This window comes from Paenibacillus dokdonensis, from assembly GCF_004916975.1.
Classification (GTDB): domain Bacteria; phylum Bacillota; class Bacilli; order Paenibacillales; family Paenibacillaceae; genus Paenibacillus_AQ; species Paenibacillus_AQ dokdonensis.
Genome location: NZ_STGQ01000001.1, coordinates 3592608 through 3610389 on the forward strand (window position 1 = coordinate 3592608; position 17782 = coordinate 3610389).

Here is a 17782-nt window from a genome sequence, read left to right on the forward strand (position 1 = left end):
GACTGAATTAAAGGTGCATATTTAACTACAGAGAATTATGACAGACGGGCCTTACAATGTCAACAGGCGCTGATCATTTCAAGGCATGGAAATTTATTCCGGAAGATTTCGAGACGGCTGCGCATCTGTCTGTGCTGCAGCGGCTGCAGGCTGTTCCGTTTTCCGAACGGTTTGCGGGCTGCTTGAGGATTGTGGAGAATCACCAAATATCTCATTCATTTCCCTCTTCACCTCACGCAGCGTCTTTCCTGCGGCGCGGCCCAGTCCGGGCAGCTTATTCGGTCCAAACAGCAACAGAGCCAACAGCGCCAGAAGAATGAACCCCGGTGCACCAATATCGCTTAACATGTTGTTCAATAAACCTCCTTCATCAAAGCAGATCCTGTATCTTATAGGCTTGTCTGTTGCTTATACCGCCCCATAGTTCATCCCGTCATCATATTTCGTATCCAGTCGCTGCTGCTTGCGGTAAACGACACGGGACATGAGCACACTGACTTCATACAAGATGATAAAAGGTACGGAAACGGAAATATGCGAGAAAAACTCCGGCGGAGATATCATACATGCGATGAGTACCAGCACCATATAAGCAACTTTACGCATTTTCCCAAGCTTGGCCGGATTCAAAATACGAAGCCTTGTCAGAAACATTGCAATAACCGGCAGCTCGAAGGCAAGAGAAACTGGCACTACAATATTGGTCAGGAAAGAAAAATACTGTGCAATGCCATATGTTTCAACCAGTCCCAGGTTTTTCGTTGTATCCGTCGTAAATCTGAATGCCATCGGAAACACCACGAAATACGCGAAAACGAATCCGACGATCACCAGAACAAATGCAACAGGAATATACTTGAGCGCAGCCAACCGCTCATCCTTACGCAATCCTTTTTTAACAAATCCCCATACCTGGAACAACGTGAATGGAACAGCTACAATCATCGACAGTGCCGCTGAGAGATACATATAGATTTTTATTCCGTCGAAGGGGCTAAAAGCATTCCAGGCTATAAGTGAAGCAGGAGGCCGACTTTTCAGAAAATGCAGTACATCCCCTGTAAAAAACATGGCCGTAATCATCGAAACCAGAAAAACAGCGAGAATCCAGAACAACCTTTTCCGAAGCTCGGATAGATGTTCCACATATAAAGACCAGTTCAAACGGTTAAGCAGGTTCATCAGCTCCTGTATTCATAAACATATGTCATTTCTATACATACCACTTTACCATTTCTGTCTCTAAAAATCACGAATTCCTTCTCATTCTTGCAAGCCGCTCCATTACCATACGGACAGCAATCGCATCATCGATATATCCAAAAGGAAAACTGAAGTCAGGAATAATATCCGCCGATAGTACAAAGTACAAAAGCGCACTGCCAATGACATGCTGCTCTGCCGCAGGCAGATTCCCTGAAGCGTACTCATCATATAAATCCCTCAATTGGTCAATGTAATATCCTGCACTCCGCAAATGATCCAGCTTGGGCAGAAACGACTTTTCGATCATGTCCCTGCCTTCCTCAGTCTGTGCGTAAGCCTCATATTTATCCAGTTCCTTGCGAATCTGACCGGCCATATCCTCTACGTTAACACCGATCCCTTGCAGGGCATCTCTCAGCTCGGTGATACCGTCCTTTTCTTCCAAGGATTCCAGCCCGGCAGCGGCCAGCAGCTCAATCAGTGGTATCCCCAGATGCTGTGAGAACAAGTTGAGATGCTCGAGCCTTGGCTGCTGCTTGCCGTTTACAATTCTTGAAATGGACGCTGTATCCATTCCTATTGTTCCGCTCAGTTTTCGCATCGACATCGATTTGGCCGTCAATGCTGATTTAATTAGCAGGCCAAGCCTGTTTTGCTCTTTAATCTGCTCTCCATCAGAAGCCACAATCCCACCGCCTCTTTTATTCATCTCATAATCATATTGCATATATATCAACAGTATATGATCCAAACCGTCACTTTTTCTCAACATCCTCAATAAGATATATGAGGAATTTGCAAATACCTGAATTCATCTTCGACAAGGAGAGTGCTCAACAATGATTGCACCATGGTTATAATCCATTTCTATTGCCCTTGCTTCCAATCTGGATAATGCAGGTGTTGGTGCTGCTTATGGCATGAGAAAAATAAAGATCCCTTTTCTGGCAAGCACGGTGATTGCTTTCATGGGGTTTCTGCTCACATTGATCGGCGGTCTGTTCGGGCAAGTCATTGCCCTTTGGATTCCTTCTATGGTTTGTAATATCATCGGTATGGTCATTCTCGTCGTCATTTGTCTTTGGGTGATGCTGCAGCCCTTCCTGACGCAGAAACAGATGAAGAAAGAAACTTCCCCTGGATTGATTAAGGAAATTCTGAAGAATCCGGAAGCTGCTGATATTAACCAGTCCCAGTCCGTTGATTTCAAGGAATCCATCATTCTCGGCATTGCCCTCTCCATTAACAACCTCGCCGGGGGATTCGATGCAGGCATCACTCATATTAATATATGGGAAACCTCTTTGTTCTCGGGAGCATTCAGCTTCATCTGTATCGGTATCTGTTCGCTGCTCGGGCGCAAAATAGCCGGTGATCGCTTGGGACGTAACGCCAGCTGGATCGCCGGACTCATCCTCATCATTATCGGACTCCATCAGGTAATTTAACGATCCTTCCTCTCAGGCACGGTATCATATAACCAGATAAATAAACGGGCAGCCTAAGAATACATCCTCGGGCTGCCCGTTTTCCAATTAAAATTCAAATTTAACATCACTCAAACGGTTCTTGATTTCATTGATTACGCGCTTCTCGTCTTCTTCCCCATTTGCAATGAAGGTTACGGAGAAGCGCACGAAGTGGCCGGCATCATCCCATGGCACGCTGGAAATCAGCTTTTCGCGGATCAGGAACTGGGAGAAGTCCTCGCCTGATTCAAAACGGATGCCGTCTTTGATTCCTTTTGGGGCTTCCACATACAGGAAGAAAGACCCTTTCGGTTTCTCAGCCTTAAAGCCCAGCTCGTTCAGAACCGCTACCAGCATTTCATGACGACGGGAGTATTTGGCTGCAATCTTCTCTGTAATTTGCGGATTGTACAAACCATATGCCGCTGCTTTTTGAATCGCGATGAATTGTCCGGAATCATTGTTATCCTTCACATCGCCAAATGCTTTTACCACAAGCGGGTTACCTGCGATAAAACCAATCCGCCAGCCAGTCAGATTATAGGATTTGGACAGGGAATGAAGCTCTACACCCACGTCCTTAGCACCCAGAACAGACAGGAAGCTGAGCGGCTTCAGACCATCATATGTCAATGCTGCGTATGGGGCGTCATGGACGATCACAACATCATGCTTCTTAGCCCAGACAACAACCTCGTTGAAGAACTCCGCTGTTGCACTTGCACCAGTCGGGTTATTCGGGTAATTCAGGTAAAAAAGCTTGGCGCGTTTAGCAATCTCTTCGGGAATCGAGTTCAAGTCAGGCAGGAAATTATTCTCCTTCTTAAGCTCAACGTTGTATACTTCACCGCCCAAGTACTTGGTGTGGGTTCCCATTACCGGATAGCCCGGAACAGTCATTATTGTAACATCCCCCGGATTGATAAAGCATGAAGGAAGCATAGCAAGTGCCGGTTTGGATCCGATGGAATGCAGCACTTCATTCTCAGGGTCAATTCCCTCGACGCCAAACACTTCTTTTAAATAATAAGCTGCCGCATCCTTGAATTCGGTGATGCCATTATCCGCATATCCGCGGTTCTCAGGCTTGGCCGCTTCTTCCGCAAGCTTAGCGACGATTCCGGCATCCGCCATCTCATCAGGTTCACCTACCCCAAGATCGATCAGTTCGACCTCCGGAAAGTCCTTTTTGGCTTGCGCCTTAGCGCGTTTGATTTTTTCAAACTTGTAGATCGCCGTATCTTTACCGTAATTGGAACCGCCAATCCGGTCCGCAAAATTGTTCTGGATATACGTATTTTGATATTGTTCGATATTCATGTATTGGTTCATCTCCCATTTAGGCAAAATTCTACCCTAAATATGAAGGAATCCATGGCTGAAAGCCATGGATTAATTATCGTATCATTTGTACTTTCACCGACTGCGCAAATTTACAAGCAGTTCTTCTATGTCAGAGGGTACCGGAGCCATAAATTCCATATACTCACCGCTGGACGGATGTACAAAACCGAGCGTCTTAGCATGCAGGGCTTGTCCATTCATTTTGATGCCTTTACTGCGTCCATAGACCGGGTCACCAACAAGCGGATGACCAATAAATTTCATATGGACACGAATCTGATGAGTCCGTCCCGTCTCAAGCTGCAGCTCAAGCAGAGTGTATTCACCGAAGCGCTCCAGCACTGCAAAATGCGTAACCGCATGCTTGCTGTTTCTTTCCGAAACGGTAAACATTTTGCGGTCCTGAGGATCACGGCCGATCGGCGCATCAACAGTCCCTTGATCATGGCTCACATTCCCGTGTACAAGAGCGACATATCTGCGTGTAACCGTGTGCTCCTTCAGTTGGGCGGCAAGTGAAGCATGCGCCTTGTCATTTTTGGCAGCCATCATCAGACCCGATGTATCCTTGTCAATCCGGTGAACGATACCGGGGCGTAGCTCCCCGTTGATACCCGATAAATCTTTGCAATGATACATCAACGCGTTAACAAGCGTTCCCGAAGAATGTCCGGGAGCCGGATGTACAACTATACCTCTTGGCTTGTTTACCACGATAACATCACTGTCTTCATAAGCGACATCAAGCTTAATATCTTCCGGTACAATTTCCACAACGGATGGTTCAGGCACCGTCACTTCGAGATGATCCCCTTCTGCCAGCTTGTAATTGGATTTAACAGAATGTCCATTTACCTTGACATGGCCAGAGGTGATCCACAGCTGTACCTGAGATCTGGAGATCTCATCTTCCCAGGATTCCGTGATATATTTATCAATCCGATCCCTGGCATAAGCCTGGTCGATCACCCACTCCCTGATTTCGGTTTCACTCACACGATTTCATTCCCTTCCTCGCTCTTGCTCTCTGGTGTTGTTTTGTTCAAATCAATCAATGAATCCAAAATAATTAGCGCGACGCCGATCACAATACAGGAGTCCGCAATGTTGAAGATTGGAAACGTATAGCTCCCGAAATTCAACATCAAAAAGTCCACCACTTCCCCATTCAAAGCCCGGTCGAGGAAATTGCCAACGGCTCCTCCCAATACGAGACTCAGGGCAATTGGAAGCAGTTTGCGCGAAGAGGATTTTCTCACTCTTTGCATGTACCAGATAATAGCAACGACCACAAACACGGTAACGATAATAAAAAACCATCTTTGGTTCGGAAGAATACCGAATGCAGCACCATTGTTGCGGCTGGAGGTAATCAGGAAAAAGTTACCTATAACAGGTATTTCTTGACCGATCTCCAGTTGTTTGGCAATCATAAATTTCGTTCCTTGATCCACTAAAAATGCAATTAAAGCGAGTATGTAGTACCACACAGCACCAAGTCACTCCGTTCTTATCATTTAGACCATCTGGATTGAAGGCTTCATATCATGTAAAGACCTGTATATTGTAGCACAGCACGTCAGAAATCGTCCATTAACGTCCAGCCCCGAGAAGATTTTCCTCATCTAAAACCCTTGCGTTCCGCACATTCTAAGATTGAAGGAATTGTCTTAAGCGGCATTGTGCGCCGCAAAAGGAAAGGGGCTAATATCCATGCAGCATCTTACCGCATCACAGCTAACTCATCTGCGTTCCATGCTGGAAGAGCAGCAACAATCGATACAGCGCAAAGATCAGGACAATGACCATTACGGTCTTGATGAATCCATGCGTGATGAAACCGGCGAATTATCGCATATTGATAACCATCCCGCAGACTTGGCCACGGAGCTATATAACCGTGAGGTGGACCTTTCCCTGCAGGATCATGATGATCATCATTTGGATTCAATCAGCGACGCCCTGCAACGAATGGACCAGGGTACGTATGGTGTATGTCCAATCTGCGGTAAACCGATTCCTTATGCCCGTCTCGAAGCTGTCCCGACAACAGAATATTGCGTCGAGGACACGCCAAAGCAGCATGTGTCGGATTATCGCCCGGTGGAGGAAGAATTTCTCATGCCTCCTTTTGGCCGTACGAGCTTGGACGAACGTGAAGATCAAAATGGCTTCGACGGCGAGGATGCATGGCAGGTGCTCGAAAATTTCGGAACATCCAATTCTCCTGCCATGGCCGAAGGGAATGAAATCCACAGCTATAACGAAATGGAAATCGAAGCTTCAGAAGAGCTCGAAGGATGTGTTGAACCTTTGGAAGCCTTTGTGGCTACTGATATATACGGCAACCTCATTGATATTGTCCGCAATCAGGAATACCGCAGATATATCGATAAAGGCGAAGGCATCGACATGCAGCAGCTCGCTGAAGAAGAAGAGGACGAAGAGGAGTTTTAATTTCAGTATGTACTCAGCTCCAGCTGGCGCTGTACAATACGTACAATATCAGCAATATAGTCTCCGATGATCGGCAGGTTAAGCGCACCTAGCACCTGTAAAACGTAAATAATGGTGGCAGCGAAAAATGTGAATCCGATCGCAATCCCGACACCTCGAGCCGTTCCGGACAGCAGGTTTAACCATATTAACCGCCAGGGCTTATGAAGAAGCTGGGTATAGTCAGCAATGCGGGATTTTTCCATTTGGTCAGCCATGCTGACCGCAAGCTTATATATCCGGTTCAGCTTTTCTTCATCTGTCGCAGGTTCACCTTTTTTAGGTTCATGTACCATGTCTTTTCCCCTTTTGAATTCGTAACCGCATTTCAAAAGAAAAACAAACGAGCCGAGTGACGCATGATTGTTCATATGCGTTTCAAGGCTCGTTTATTCCTTTTGACTGCTATTATTCGCCCAAAATGCGGCACTCATTCAAATAAGGGTTTCAAATTCCTGATTCCGGAAAAAAAGCTTTATTCCGCAATGTGTACGCCAAGCGTTTTACCCGCTAAATCAACGGTTTCCATTGCAGCTTCCTTACCGAAAATAACATCCTTGACCAGTACATTTTCACGAAGGACGTGATCATATGCCTGAATAGCCTGAGTCAGCTCCTCGTCTGCATCCAGAACCAAGGTAATACGCTTTTCGATCGGCAGATCCAGCTTTTTACGGTAATCCTGAACGGCACGAACTACTTCCCTGACCCAGCCTTCCTGTTCGAGTTCAGCTGTGATCTCTGTATTCAGCGCTACCGTAATACCGTAACCTGAAGCTGAAGCAAACCCGCTCTTCGCATGCTTTTCTACGAGCAGCTCATCGGCAGTCACTTGAAGCTCTTCCCCTTCTGGAGAAGTGATGTTAATGGTTCCGGATTGTACAGCCGCTCTCGTTTCATCCGGAGACAGGCCCTTGAGGAAGCCTTGGAGGAAGCCAATATTTTTACCGTATTTCTTGCCGGCTACTTTCAGATTCATCTTCAATGTGAAATCTACAAAGCCGCTATCGCTGGTTTCCACCACGATATCCTTGACATTGATCTCTTCCTTGATGATCTCCTGATAACCCACAACATCAAATTCACGATCAATCGAGATGATCAGCTCAGACAATGGCTGACGCGTTTTGATGCCAGTTTCATTACGAACATTTCTTGCAAGCTCTACGATTTGACGGGCTGCTTCCATATCCGCTTCAAGCGACTTGTTGATCAGCGCTTCATCCGCCTGAGGGAAGTCTGCCAAATGCACACTGCCCGTTCCGCCGAGGTTGGTGTAGATATCCTCAGACAAGAAAGGTGTATATGGTGCCATCATTTTCGCAAGCGTGAGCAGTACATGAGTGAGCGATCCATAAGCTGCGAGTTTGTCTTCGGTAAGGCCGCTGCCCCAGAAACGGTCACGGGAACGACGGATATACCAGTTGCTTAGCTCGTCAATAAAGCCTTCGATGGCTTTTGCGGAATTCAGGAAATCATTAACCGCAAGCCCTTTGTCGACCAATTGGATCAGGCTGTTAAGACGGGACATAATCCAGCGATCCAATTTATTTTCAGACGGTTTGTATGGATGCTCGGAAGGATCGTATCCATCGATGTTCGCATACAACGTCAGGAACGAATGCGTGTTCACCAGCGTATCCACTACTTTGGATTTCGCCTCGGCTACAATGCCTTTAGAGAAACGTTTACTGTTCCATGGCGCACTATCAGCAAGCAGGGCCCAGCGGAATGCATCCGTTCCGAATTCGTTGATGATCTCCCACGGATCGATAACATTGCCTTTGGATTTGGACATTTTTTGGCCGTTCTCATCCAGGATATGCCCTGTAGCGATAACGGCTTTGTATGGTGCAACACCTTTGAAAAGCGTGGAAACCGCCAGCAAGCTGTAGAACCAGCCGCGGGTTTGATCGATACCTTCGCAGATCATATCCGCCGGGAATTGATCCTCGAAATACTCCACATTTTCAAACGGATAGTGATGCTGTGCAAATGGCATCGAGCCGCTGTCGAACCAAACGTCGATTACTTCAGAGGTACGCTCCATCACCCCGCCTTCACAGTGCGGACAGTGAACCTTAACCGCATCAACATATGGTTTATGCAGTTCAAAATCATCCGAAAGCGGAGAGGTTGCATGCTCTCTCAAATCCGCGAAGCTGTGTGGAGCGTATTGTTCATTACAGGAATCACAGACCCATACGTTCAGCGGAGTACCCCAGTAACGATTACGGCTGATGTTCCAATCCACCAAATCCTCGAGGAATTTGCCGAAGCGTCCATCACGGATATGACCCGGGAACCATTCCACGCCGTTATTATTAGCGATCAATTGATCCTTCACGGCAGTGGTTTCAATGAACCAGCTCTCCATCGCGTAATACAGCAGCGGAGATTTGCAGCGCCAGCAGAATGGATAACTGTGCTCGTATTTTTCCTTGCTGTACAGCAGACCTTTCTCAGACAAAATCTTCACAATATCCAGGTCGCAGTCCTTCACGAAACGACCGGCCAGATCTGTAATCTCATCCGTGTAACGGCCTTGGGCGTTAACTACGCTGATAAAGCTGATGCCATTTTCACGGCAGGTTTTATAGTCATCTTCACCATGAGCAGGAGCCATGTGTACGATACCTGTACCACTGGAATCCGTTACAAAGGAAGCACCCACGATCAGGTTGCCTTTTTCCGGCTTGGTGTACGTGAATGGCGGTGTATAGGTCTTACCGATGAATTCGGAGCCCTTGTGCGTGGACAAGACTTGGTATTCACCTTTCATAACGTCTTCGACCAGGTTTTTGGCAACGATGTACACTTCGCCTTCCTGCTGCACGCGCACATAGTCCATATCCGGATTCATGGCCAATGCCACGTGGGCCGGCAGGGTCCAAGGGGTTGTCGTCCAGGCAAGCACATAATCACCGCTGTCATGCAGCTTGAATTTGGCAGTAGCACTGAGGTCCTTTACATCTTCATAACCCTGCGCCACTTCATGGGAGCTGAGTGTAGTTTGACAGCAAGGGCAATAGGGGCTTACACGGTGACCGCGATAGAGCAGCCCTTTGTCATGGATCGTAGCAAGGATATTCCATACACTTTCGATGTAGTTGTTCTCGAGTGTAATGTATGGATGATCCAGATCGGTCCAGTAGCCGATGGCTTCTGTAAGCTCTCTCCATTGCTTCTCATATTCAAAAACGCTGGCTTTACATTTTTTGATGAATTCTTCCACACCGTATTTCTCGATTTCCTGTTTACCGGAAATGCCGAGCTGCTTTTCCACGCCAAGCTCTACAGGCAGGCCATGCGTATCCCAACCCGCTTTGCGGACAACGCGGTAGCCTTTCATCGTTTGGTAGCGGCCGATAAAATCCTTGATTACGCGGCCTAGAACGTGACCGATATGTGGTGCACCATTGGCTGTCGGGGGTCCTTCATAGAACACATAGTTCGGCTTGCCTTCCCGGTTTTCCATGGATTTGCGGAAGGTATCTTCCTCATTCCATTTCTTCAGCACCCGCAAATCGCGTGTGCGTGCTTTTTCTTTGATATCAACTTTTTGCATCATTTTCAACCTCCAGAATCTTTCAAATGATTTTCCATCTCCCTAAATCCCCCTTTGGAAAGGGGGATTTAGGGGGAATCGAAAAAAAACACAAAAAAAGCCTCATCCCAAAAGGGACGAGGCTTCTGCTCGCGTGACCACCCTAGTTCCGCTCATGAAAAATTCCTGAACGACTCCTCAAGTCCTCGCCTAAAAGTTTTCCCAAAGGAAAATTCGCTTGTTCAGCAAGGAGCCGATATAACGTTCGGCAGTCCGGTTCAGCTTACGCACGTTAGTAACGTTTCAGCCTCACTTCTCCGGGAGGATCTTCGGCTTCGGTCTGAACATTGGCTCGCAGCACATCGCCAACTCTCTGAGGAACATATCCAAAGCTTACTTATCCCATCATTGAATACTTATACGTTTAGTCGCTGCACAACAGCGCAACAACCGATATGACTATAGTTATAGTCCATTTTAAAACAAAAGTCAACCAAGCAGAAGCCTAGTATACTTCATTTGCTTCACGGGTATTCCGGGAATCATTGGAGGTTTCCAGCGCTTCCCAGCCATCTTGGCTCAGAAGCTCAAGCTGTGCTTCCACCAATGTCCGGAAACGCGTACGGTAGATTGAAGCCTGTTTTTTCAGTTCTTCCACTTCCATCGCAATTTTACGCGATTTGGACAACGATTCGTTAATAATCCGGTCCGCATTCTTCTCGGATTCCTTAATGATCAGCTGTGCTTCCTTCTTGGCGTTGTTTTTCACTTCATCTGCTGCTTCCTGAGCCACAATAATAGTTTTGGAAAGCGTCTCTTCAATATGAACGAAATGATCCAGTCTTTCCTGTATGGACATCATTTGGTTATGAAGTTCCTTGTTTTCCCGGATTACAATTTCATAATCCTTGATGACCTGATCGAGGAATTCATTCACTTCATCTTCATCATAACCCCGGAGCCGGCGGGAAAATTCCTTGTTATGTATATCCAGTGGCGTTAATGGCATTGATGTGCACCTCCTAAGAATGTTCAGGTCTCCCTGTTATCACACGGATCTGTAGATACAGCCCCACTTGGAATGTATCGGCCGAAGAAATACATTTTGTTAGTTTCCACTTGTAGTTGAATGAATTAATAATTTAGACAGGTTGTCCTTATTAATTCATAAGATATTAGCTATTTCATTTCGACAGAAAAAACCTATTTCCTGCTTAGAGTCTACACAAATTTACCTATTTTAACGCGGAATCGCCCTTTTTTCGTGACATCGCCCGCCTCCAGTACCTTGAAACGCCCAAACCCCTGCATCGAGACCATATCGCCTTCCTTCAATGGGGATGAAGGATCCTCTATCGTCTTCCAATTCACGCGGCACCGTCCTGCCCGTATTGGAATCAATACCTTACTGCGGCTGAGACGGTACACATCCGAGGCAATGCCATCAAGACGCAAAGAAGCGACCGTAATATCGAGCATCTCCAGAGAGATCTTGCTTGTACGCAAAAGCTCTATCGGCAAAATCTCACTCTGGACATGTATACGGTGCACCTGATTCAAATTCATATCAAGAAAAGCACTGATGTCCTCACAGACAACAGTGTGACAGCCATTCTCCAGAACGTGGATATCTCCAATTTTGGATCGTTTGATACCCAGTCCAAGAATAGACCCCATATAATCTCCATGCTCAAGGGTCAGAAATTTCTGGTCGATAGAGTCTATACTGAGTACCTTCAGTTTCATGTCCTCATGACTTAAATCGCGGTAATCCGGAGCGATGAGCGCTCTGCACCGTTCCGCTCCTTCATAACCACCATCCAGGCGCACATGTACATCCGGGTGACGGTTTACCAGCGATTCAACGATCACCGTCTGTCTCGGATCCAAAAAATCCGTGAGTTTGGTTTCATGATATTGACCCGCATTGACGATCCATTCCCACGCCCGATCGACAAACTCGCGTTCATCCGGATGAAAATGCTCGTATATATCCTGTTTCATGGTAATTACCAGAGAAGACGAAGGATGGCGATCAAGCCTTCCTCAGCAAATTGCAGGATAAACAGGGCGACAATTGGTGAAATATCAAGCATCCCGAAAATAGGAGGAATGAATCGCCGGAATGGGGACAAATACGGCTCCACCAGCTTAGCGAGCAGTTCTCCAATAAAGTTTTCACGAAGATTAGGAAGCCAGGACATGAGCACATAAACAATAACCATGTAAAAGTAAATATTGAAAAGCAGTCGTAATATTGTTTCGATTTCGGCCAAAATTGGCTCACCTCATTCTGTTGTAATCATGTTCTTCTGCCAGTATTTCTGATATGGTGCCTGTAATTTCAACCGTATCCGGTGTGCACAAAAATATGTTACCGCCAATCTTGGATATACCTCCGCCCAAGGCATAAACCGTCCCGCTCAGAAAATCAATGATCCGCAGGGCCTGGTCGGTACGCACCCGCTGCAAATTGACTACAACGGTCCGATGCGAACGTAAATGATCCGCAATTTCCTGGGCTTCATCATACGAACGAGGCTCATGCAGGATTACCTTAACGTTTTTTTGCGAGTGAATGCTGACCACATTATTTCCCCTTGGGTTTTTACGTGTTTCCACCGGCGGAGTTTCAAATTCTTCTTCTTCAACGGGGATCTGCTCCCGTTCAACAATTTCCTCCTGCTCCTGCAATCCCAAAAAAGACATAAATTTGTTCATCACGCTCATCATTCCCCCTCCTGTTTCCCAACTAAAATGCTGCCTAAACGAATCCAAGTCGCTCCTTCCTCAATCGCCACTTCAAAATCGTTAGACATGCCCATGGAAAGCTCCGTTAATGGCTCCTGCGTTACTTCTTGACGGTTCAAATCATCCCTTAACTCACGAAGCCCTCTGAAAACCATACGAGTAGCTTCCGCCGTGTCCTCGAACGGAGCCATGGTCATGAGGCCGATCACTTTAATATGGGAAAAGCTCTGAATTTCTTGTAAAAAGGCTGCTGCTTCCTCCGGTGCCAATCCGTATTTGCTATCTTCTCCAGAAATATTAACCTGTACGAAGGTTTTAATTACCAACCCTTTCGCAGCCGCAGACTTCTCAAGCTCCTTGGCCAGCGAAAGCCTGTCCAGCGAATGGATGTATTCAAACTTGCCGATCACATCCTTCACCTTGTTAGTTTGCAGATGACCGATAAAATGCCATGTGCCGCGATGGCCCAGTGCATTCCATTTTTCCTCTGCATTCTGCCAGCGGTTCTCACCCAGATTTTCCAGTCCGCTGTCCAATACCTTGGCTGCCATATCAGTCGATACATACTTGGTCACAGCCACAATATTCACTTCTTCAGCAGACCTTCCGCTGCGCAGACAAGCCTCTTCGATCCGCTTATTGACTTCCTGTATCCGCTCTTCCAGATTCATGGAAGGCTCACCTCTCTTAACCCGATCCAACTAGCCATTCGTCCTGTCGTTCCTCCATCCTTGCGGTATGAGAAAAACAAATCGTTACGACAGCTTGTACACCATGATGTACATTCGATATGAGTCGGCAATATTCCTGCTTTAATCATAATGTGTCGATTCATTTCTTTCAAGTTAAGCATGCTTTTGCCGCCTTCTTTTGCTATGTACCAATCTGAAGTGGAATACTGCTCATTACCCAGGAAATGTTTTTCTAAATCGTGGACATGAGACATCACTTTTTCATCGACCTCATAACAGCAGGAGCCAATCGACGGACCAATCGCTGTTATGATATCTTCACTTTTGCTTCCAAAGGTATCCTGCATACGCTCAACCATCCTGGCCGCAATCTGGGCAACTGTCCCCTTCCATCCGGCATGGGCAAGCCCTACGACCTGCTGCTTCGGATCACAGAAAAAAAGCGGAACACAATCCGCGTAGAAGGATGTCAGAAGGACTCCAGGCACATTCGTCAGCAGCCCGTCGGTGTCTTGAATGGCAGACTCCCGGTTTAGGCTTCCAGCCCCCTGCTTGTCTCCGGTAATAACGGCGATATCCGCATGATGCACCTGCTCTCCGCATGTCCATGCATCCAAAGAGAAACCAAGCTGAGCAGCAACAAGCTCACGGTTACCGATAACATCCTCCGGACGGTCACCTACATGAAAAGCACAATTCAGTGTATGATAAGGCGCTTTACCCACGCCTCCATTTCTCCCAGTAAAGCCGGCACTGAGATCGTTATAACGGCTCACCCAGGGCTCCAGCATAAAGAGTGCAGGCTGTCCATCAGCCTTTTTTAAAACAAACGGTTCCATCCTCTCACCTCAAGTTCCAGTGTACCATATACGAGAGCTACAATTATAGCTTCAGCATTTTCACATCAAAAAAAACAGCTGTTTTACTTATTAACTTCACAAATCTCTATAATTACGCCGGTCCCTCTCCTGCCTTTCCGCATAAGTCGAGGCATCCTTTTCATCTTGCAGCGTTTTTAATTCCTCCATCTTGACCAGAACGACATCCGATCCAATCTTAACAATATTCCGCCACGGTATAATTAAATCCGCACCGCCGCCAAACAGCCCCAAAAATTTGCTGTAGCTTGGAACAACAATGGCATCAATCCGGCCTTGACGGAGATCCAGTTCAAGATCACTGATTTGACCTAGCCTTTTGCCGTCCACAATATTGATGACATCTTTGGTTTGAAAATCGGATATTTTCATATTCTTCCCCACCGCCTGATGATCTGGAATCACGTCCGCAGCTCCTTTTCCATAGGTCCTTAACCTGTAGTCCGCCTAACCTGCCATATACGTTAAGTATATGTTTGGTATGGGCAAAATTCCCTTCTTTTTGAGGAATCCCCAAAATAAAAAACTCCCTGCTAAGATCTAAAAAAAGCGACCCTATATAAGGATCGCTTTACACGGAAAGGATTCACAGAAAAAGATAACAGATTCTGTTAAAACCTCAATATTCAATTTTTAGTTTATTTTAAGACTTCACATGCTTTTGCATTTGCTGAATGGCCGACTTCTCTAAACGGGACACCTGAGCTTGTGAAATACCGATTTCATCGGCAACCTCCATTTGGGTTTTCCCATCAAAAAAGCGCATTGAAAGTATCATTTTTTCCCGTTGACCCAATCTTTGCATAGCCTCACGCAGAGCAATCTCTTCAATCCAGAGCACATCCTTGTTCTTATCATCACTGATCTGGTCCATCACATAAATGGGATCGCCGCCGTCATGATAAATCGGTTCGAACAGGGAGACAGGATCCTGAATGGCATCAAGAGCAAAAACCACATCTTCCTTGGGTACATTCAGCACCTGGGAAATCTCGAATATTGTCGGTTCCCTTGAATTTTGGTTCGTCAGGGAGTCGCGCACCTGAAGTGCCTTATAAGCGATATCACGCAGAGATCTTGAGACACGGATCGGATTGTTGTCCCTCAGGTACCTGCGAATTTCCCCGATAATCATCGGAACCGCATAGGTCGAAAATTTCACATTTTGCGATAAGTCAAAATTATCAATGGCCTTCATGAGTCCGATACAGCCTACCTGAAACAAATCGTCGACAAACTCTCCCCGATTGTTAAAGCGCTGGATGACACTGAGCACCAGTCTCAGATTGCCGTTAACCAGCTTTTCTCTGGCTGACCGTTCGTTGTTTTGCTGTAAGGAATGGAACAATTCCCGCATTTCCACATTGGTTAAAACCGGTAATTTTGCGGTATCCACACCACAAATTTCAACTTTGTTTCGGGTCATGATGATATACCTCCCAAGGAGAAACATTAATGTACATTATCTCCCTGGGGGCTCATTTTATTCCTGTGAAAAAATTTGCTACACCATCTTGTTAAATTCTTTGCGGAGCCTCTTGATGATTCGTTTTTCAAGTCTTGATATGTAGGATTGAGAAATCCCCAGCATATCGGCGACATCTTTTTGCGTTTTTTCCTCACCATCCTGAAGCCCAAATCGCAGCTCCATAATGATGCGCTCGCGTTCTGTCAGCTTTTCCAATGCCTTATGAAGCAGCTTACGGTCAACCTGTTCTTCGATATTCCGGTAAATCGTATCATTCTCGGTTCCGAGAACATCAGAGAGAAGGAGCTCGTTGCCATCCCAATCGATATTAAGGGGTTCATCAAAGGAAACCTCACTGCGGATTTTGCTGTTGCGGCGCAGATACATCAGGATTTCATTTTCTATACAACGTGATGCATAAGTGGCCAGCTTGATCTTTTTCTCAGGATCAAACGTATTGACTGCTTTAATGAGACCGATCGCACCAATCGAAACGAGATCCTCAATATTGATGCCTGTGTTTTCAAATTTGCGGGCAATATAGACGACCAGGCGCAGATTGCGTTCAATCAGCATAGATCTGATAGCCGCATCTCCCGTAGAGAGCCGCTGCAGCAGGTACTCCTCTTCCTCGCGCGTCAGCGGTGGAGGGAGAGCCTCACTGCCGCCGATGTAGTATATTTCCTCACTTTTTAGTCCAAGCAGAAAAAGGAATCGGTAATATTGCAGCTGCGCTATCAATCGCCATTTTACTAGCATTTGTCGTCCTCCTAAAAATTTTCCGTAGAAAAAAATGGTCTCCGTAAGCATGACCCTTTTCCCGAAGGGAAATTAACTTCGTAAGCATAATCTTGATTTCCCTACTCCTCATCCATCGTTAGGAGCTCAGCGTAGAAGGGGTCACTGGTGGCTTCATATCTGTCGTGACGCTTCTAGCATCCTGTACAAGGTCCGGGTGGATAATGGCTTGATAGGATTTGTCCCCCGATAAGCTTCCCCCGTCGAGTCCAATCAGAACCTTTACCGCATGGCTTGTCTGATCACCAATTCGAATTTCCACAAAATCCGGCTTTATCGCCAGCATAAACGCTGAACTCCGGTTGACACCGCGGTAAGGAACCAGCCGCAATCGGTCCCGCCACTCAAATTCCGCATCATCAAGTTCCAGCACAAGTTTGTCAGGTTCCCCCTCGGTTAGCCGCTCCAGCCAGGTTACGGGTAGCTTTTCCTTCCAAAGCAATGCTTCCATAACCATCACGGGTGTTCTGGTGAGCGGGTCAGCAAGCTGATTACCTGTGTCAAGGAGACCTTTGCAGCTTACCCGGTATCCCGCAATCTCGACAGTCACCTCTCCCATATACTCATGTCTGTTCTCCAGCTTGCGCCTTGAGGAATGAACAAACTTGAACCACATGAGGACAACAAAACACATGATAAACGTAAACCAAAATCCGATTTTCAGTTCAAACGAGAGTCCTCCCGAAGCCGTATACCATATGCCGTTAAAAATTTCTCCCGTATTTTGAAGCAGATAGTGAATTCCGATTATTCCGCCGGCAGCTGCGAAGTTAATAATATAAAAAGCTCCCATGTTCCGGATATAGTTTTGCAGACTACCAAAACCAAAAGCAATCCAGAGCATCCACAGGGACAACGCAAATTTAATGATAAAGGTATACATAAATGATAGTTCAGGCAGGAACATCATCACTACATACAGTGCCCCTACCGCCGCCGAGACCGTGATCCGCCACCACCTTAGCCTTTGCTTCCTCATCCAGGCGGTAAGCCACAGAAGCGCGCCGTCTATCAGCAGATTGGTGATAAAAATCAGATCAATATAAACAACCAGCTCCATCACCTGCCTGCCATGTCGTGGAATCTTTCGGAACTTGCTATGATGACTTATTTCTCAATAAAGCATCTTCATA

Annotated in this window: 20 protein-coding genes and 1 other annotated feature; of the genes, 2 read left to right on the top strand and 18 right to left on the bottom strand. The window is 46.4% G+C overall.

The window, feature by feature from the left end; genetic code table 11:
• Positions 1-93 precede the first annotated feature (93 nt).
• The 3 genes from E6W40_RS16660 to E6W40_RS16670 all read right to left on the bottom strand — a co-directional run bounded on the left by E6W40_RS16660 (position 94) and on the right by E6W40_RS16670 (position 1891).
• A complete protein-coding gene (locus tag E6W40_RS16660) occupies positions 94-348 on the bottom strand; it encodes a twin-arginine translocase TatA/TatE family subunit (RefSeq protein WP_136607042.1) in 255 nt (84 codons plus the stop codon).
• Between the two features lie 60 nt (positions 349-408).
• Complete coding sequence (gene tatC / locus E6W40_RS16665) at positions 409-1182, bottom strand: twin-arginine translocase subunit TatC (RefSeq protein WP_136606478.1); 774 nt, start codon at positions 1180-1182, stop codon at positions 409-411.
• A 67-nt stretch (positions 1183-1249) separates the two neighbouring features.
• Positions 1250-1891 (bottom strand): DUF1232 domain-containing protein, encoded by a 642-nt coding sequence (locus E6W40_RS16670; RefSeq protein WP_168928954.1) that lies wholly within the window; start codon positions 1889-1891, stop codon positions 1250-1252.
• A gap of 184 nt (positions 1892-2075) precedes the next feature.
• Between E6W40_RS16670 and ytaF the strand changes: the two genes are divergently transcribed.
• Positions 2076-2654 carry a sporulation membrane protein YtaF gene (gene ytaF / locus E6W40_RS16675; protein WP_281281483.1) on the top strand — a complete coding sequence of 193 codons (579 nt, stop codon included), beginning with the start codon at positions 2076-2078 and terminating at the stop codon, positions 2652-2654.
• Positions 2655-2741: 87 nt separating this feature from the next.
• On the opposite strand, the gene E6W40_RS16680 is transcribed toward ytaF, so the two are convergent.
• The 3 genes from E6W40_RS16680 to lspA all read right to left on the bottom strand — a co-directional run bounded on the left by E6W40_RS16680 (position 2742) and on the right by lspA (position 5509).
• Positions 2742-3995, bottom strand: coding sequence for an LL-diaminopimelate aminotransferase (locus E6W40_RS16680; RefSeq protein ID WP_136606480.1), 1254 nt, complete (start codon positions 3993-3995; stop codon positions 2742-2744).
• Positions 3996-4091: 96 nt separating this feature from the next.
• A complete protein-coding gene (locus E6W40_RS16685) occupies positions 4092-5015 on the bottom strand; it encodes an RluA family pseudouridine synthase (RefSeq protein WP_136606481.1) in 924 nt (307 codons plus the stop codon).
• A complete protein-coding gene (lspA, locus tag E6W40_RS16690; protein WP_136606482.1) occupies positions 5012-5509 on the bottom strand; it encodes a signal peptidase II in 498 nt (165 codons plus the stop codon). Before lspA ends, E6W40_RS16685 begins: the two co-directional genes overlap by 4 nt.
• A gap of 223 nt (positions 5510-5732) precedes the next feature.
• Here lspA and E6W40_RS16695 point away from each other — a divergent pair, with 223 nt between their 5' ends.
• Entirely contained in the window at positions 5733-6476 is a 744-nt protein-coding gene (locus tag E6W40_RS16695) for a TraR/DksA C4-type zinc finger protein (RefSeq protein ID WP_136606483.1), read from the top strand.
• A 2-nt stretch (positions 6477-6478) separates the two neighbouring features.
• Here E6W40_RS16695 and E6W40_RS16700 read toward each other — a convergent pair whose 3' ends face one another.
• From E6W40_RS16700 to spoIIGA, 12 genes are all read right to left on the bottom strand, one after another.
• Positions 6479-6811 carry a DUF5665 domain-containing protein gene (locus E6W40_RS16700; RefSeq protein WP_136606484.1) on the bottom strand — a complete coding sequence of 111 codons (333 nt, stop codon included), beginning with the start codon at positions 6809-6811 and terminating at the stop codon, positions 6479-6481.
• A 179-nt stretch (positions 6812-6990) separates the two neighbouring features.
• Positions 6991-10083: an isoleucine--tRNA ligase gene (gene ileS / locus E6W40_RS16705; RefSeq protein ID WP_136606485.1), complete on the bottom strand. Its 3093-nt coding sequence runs from the start codon at positions 10081-10083 to the stop codon at positions 6991-6993.
• A gap of 109 nt (positions 10084-10192) precedes the next feature.
• Positions 10193-10480: a binding site (T-box leader), on the bottom strand.
• An 87-nt stretch (positions 10481-10567) separates the two neighbouring features.
• Positions 10568-11071 (bottom strand): DivIVA domain-containing protein, encoded by a 504-nt coding sequence (locus tag E6W40_RS16710; protein WP_136606486.1) that lies wholly within the window; start codon positions 11069-11071, stop codon positions 10568-10570.
• Between the two features lie 212 nt (positions 11072-11283).
• Positions 11284-12066 carry a YlmH family RNA-binding protein gene (locus tag E6W40_RS16715; protein WP_136606487.1) on the bottom strand — a complete coding sequence of 261 codons (783 nt, stop codon included), beginning with the start codon at positions 12064-12066 and terminating at the stop codon, positions 11284-11286.
• 5 nt (positions 12067-12071) lie between these two features.
• On the bottom strand, positions 12072-12341 hold the full coding sequence (locus tag E6W40_RS16720) for a YggT family protein (protein WP_136606488.1): 270 nt from the start codon (positions 12339-12341) through the stop codon (positions 12072-12074).
• Between the two features lie 4 nt (positions 12342-12345).
• Positions 12346-12792, bottom strand: coding sequence for a cell division protein SepF (locus E6W40_RS16725; RefSeq protein ID WP_136606489.1), 447 nt, complete (start codon positions 12790-12792; stop codon positions 12346-12348).
• The gene (locus E6W40_RS16730) at positions 12792-13484 is read right to left on the bottom strand and encodes a YggS family pyridoxal phosphate-dependent enzyme (protein WP_136606490.1); all 693 of its coding nucleotides are present in this window, start codon (positions 13482-13484) and stop codon (positions 12792-12794) included. Before E6W40_RS16730 ends, E6W40_RS16725 begins: the two co-directional genes overlap by 1 nt.
• Positions 13481-14344: a peptidoglycan editing factor PgeF gene (gene pgeF / locus E6W40_RS16735; protein WP_136606491.1), complete on the bottom strand. Its 864-nt coding sequence runs from the start codon at positions 14342-14344 to the stop codon at positions 13481-13483. Before pgeF ends, E6W40_RS16730 begins: the two co-directional genes overlap by 4 nt.
• A 96-nt stretch (positions 14345-14440) precedes the next feature.
• Positions 14441-14755: a YlmC/YmxH family sporulation protein gene (locus E6W40_RS16740; RefSeq protein ID WP_136607043.1), complete on the bottom strand. Its 315-nt coding sequence runs from the start codon at positions 14753-14755 to the stop codon at positions 14441-14443.
• A 271-nt stretch (positions 14756-15026) separates the two neighbouring features.
• Complete coding sequence (gene sigG, locus E6W40_RS16745; protein ID WP_136606492.1) at positions 15027-15809, bottom strand: RNA polymerase sporulation sigma factor SigG; 783 nt, start codon at positions 15807-15809, stop codon at positions 15027-15029.
• A 78-nt stretch (positions 15810-15887) separates the two neighbouring features.
• Positions 15888-16610, bottom strand: coding sequence for an RNA polymerase sporulation sigma factor SigE (sigE, locus tag E6W40_RS16750; RefSeq protein WP_136606493.1), 723 nt, complete (start codon positions 16608-16610; stop codon positions 15888-15890).
• 118 nt (positions 16611-16728) lie between these two features.
• Positions 16729-17703: a sigma-E processing peptidase SpoIIGA gene (spoIIGA, locus tag E6W40_RS16755; protein WP_136607044.1), complete on the bottom strand. Its 975-nt coding sequence runs from the start codon at positions 17701-17703 to the stop codon at positions 16729-16731.
• Positions 17704-17782 lie beyond the last annotated feature (79 nt).

Excerpts from the sequence above, each read along its gene's own strand:
- E6W40_RS16660 (WP_136607042.1), bottom strand. The coding sequence starts at position 348 with ATGTTAAGCGATATTGGTGCACCGGGGTTCATTCTTCTGGCGCTGTTG.
- tatC (WP_136606478.1), bottom strand. The coding sequence starts at position 1,182 with ATGAACCTGCTTAACCGTTTGAACTGGTCTTTATATGTGGAACATCTA.
- E6W40_RS16680 (WP_136606480.1), bottom strand. The coding sequence starts at position 3,995 with ATGAATATCGAACAATATCAAAATACGTATATCCAGAACAATTTTGCG.
- E6W40_RS16695 (WP_136606483.1), top strand. The coding sequence starts at position 5,733 with ATGCAGCATCTTACCGCATCACAGCTAACTCATCTGCGTTCCATGCTG.
- E6W40_RS16700 (WP_136606484.1), bottom strand. The coding sequence starts at position 6,811 with ATGGTACATGAACCTAAAAAAGGTGAACCTGCGACAGATGAAGAAAAG.
- ileS (WP_136606485.1), bottom strand. The coding sequence starts at position 10,083 with ATGCAAAAAGTTGATATCAAAGAAAAAGCACGCACACGCGATTTGCGG.
- E6W40_RS16710 (WP_136606486.1), bottom strand. The coding sequence starts at position 11,071 with ATGCCATTAACGCCACTGGATATACATAACAAGGAATTTTCCCGCCGG.
- E6W40_RS16715 (WP_136606487.1), bottom strand. The coding sequence starts at position 12,066 with ATGAAACAGGATATATACGAGCATTTTCATCCGGATGAACGCGAGTTT.
- E6W40_RS16725 (WP_136606489.1), bottom strand. The coding sequence starts at position 12,792 with ATGAGCGTGATGAACAAATTTATGTCTTTTTTGGGATTGCAGGAGCAG.
- E6W40_RS16730 (WP_136606490.1), bottom strand. The coding sequence starts at position 13,484 with ATGAATCTGGAAGAGCGGATACAGGAAGTCAATAAGCGGATCGAAGAG.
- pgeF (WP_136606491.1), bottom strand. The coding sequence starts at position 14,344 with ATGGAACCGTTTGTTTTAAAAAAGGCTGATGGACAGCCTGCACTCTTT.
- E6W40_RS16740 (WP_136607043.1), bottom strand. The coding sequence starts at position 14,755 with ATGAAAATATCCGATTTTCAAACCAAAGATGTCATCAATATTGTGGAC.
- sigG (WP_136606492.1), bottom strand. The coding sequence starts at position 15,809 with ATGACCCGAAACAAAGTTGAAATTTGTGGTGTGGATACCGCAAAATTA.
- sigE (WP_136606493.1), bottom strand. The coding sequence starts at position 16,610 with ATGCTAGTAAAATGGCGATTGATAGCGCAGCTGCAATATTACCGATTC.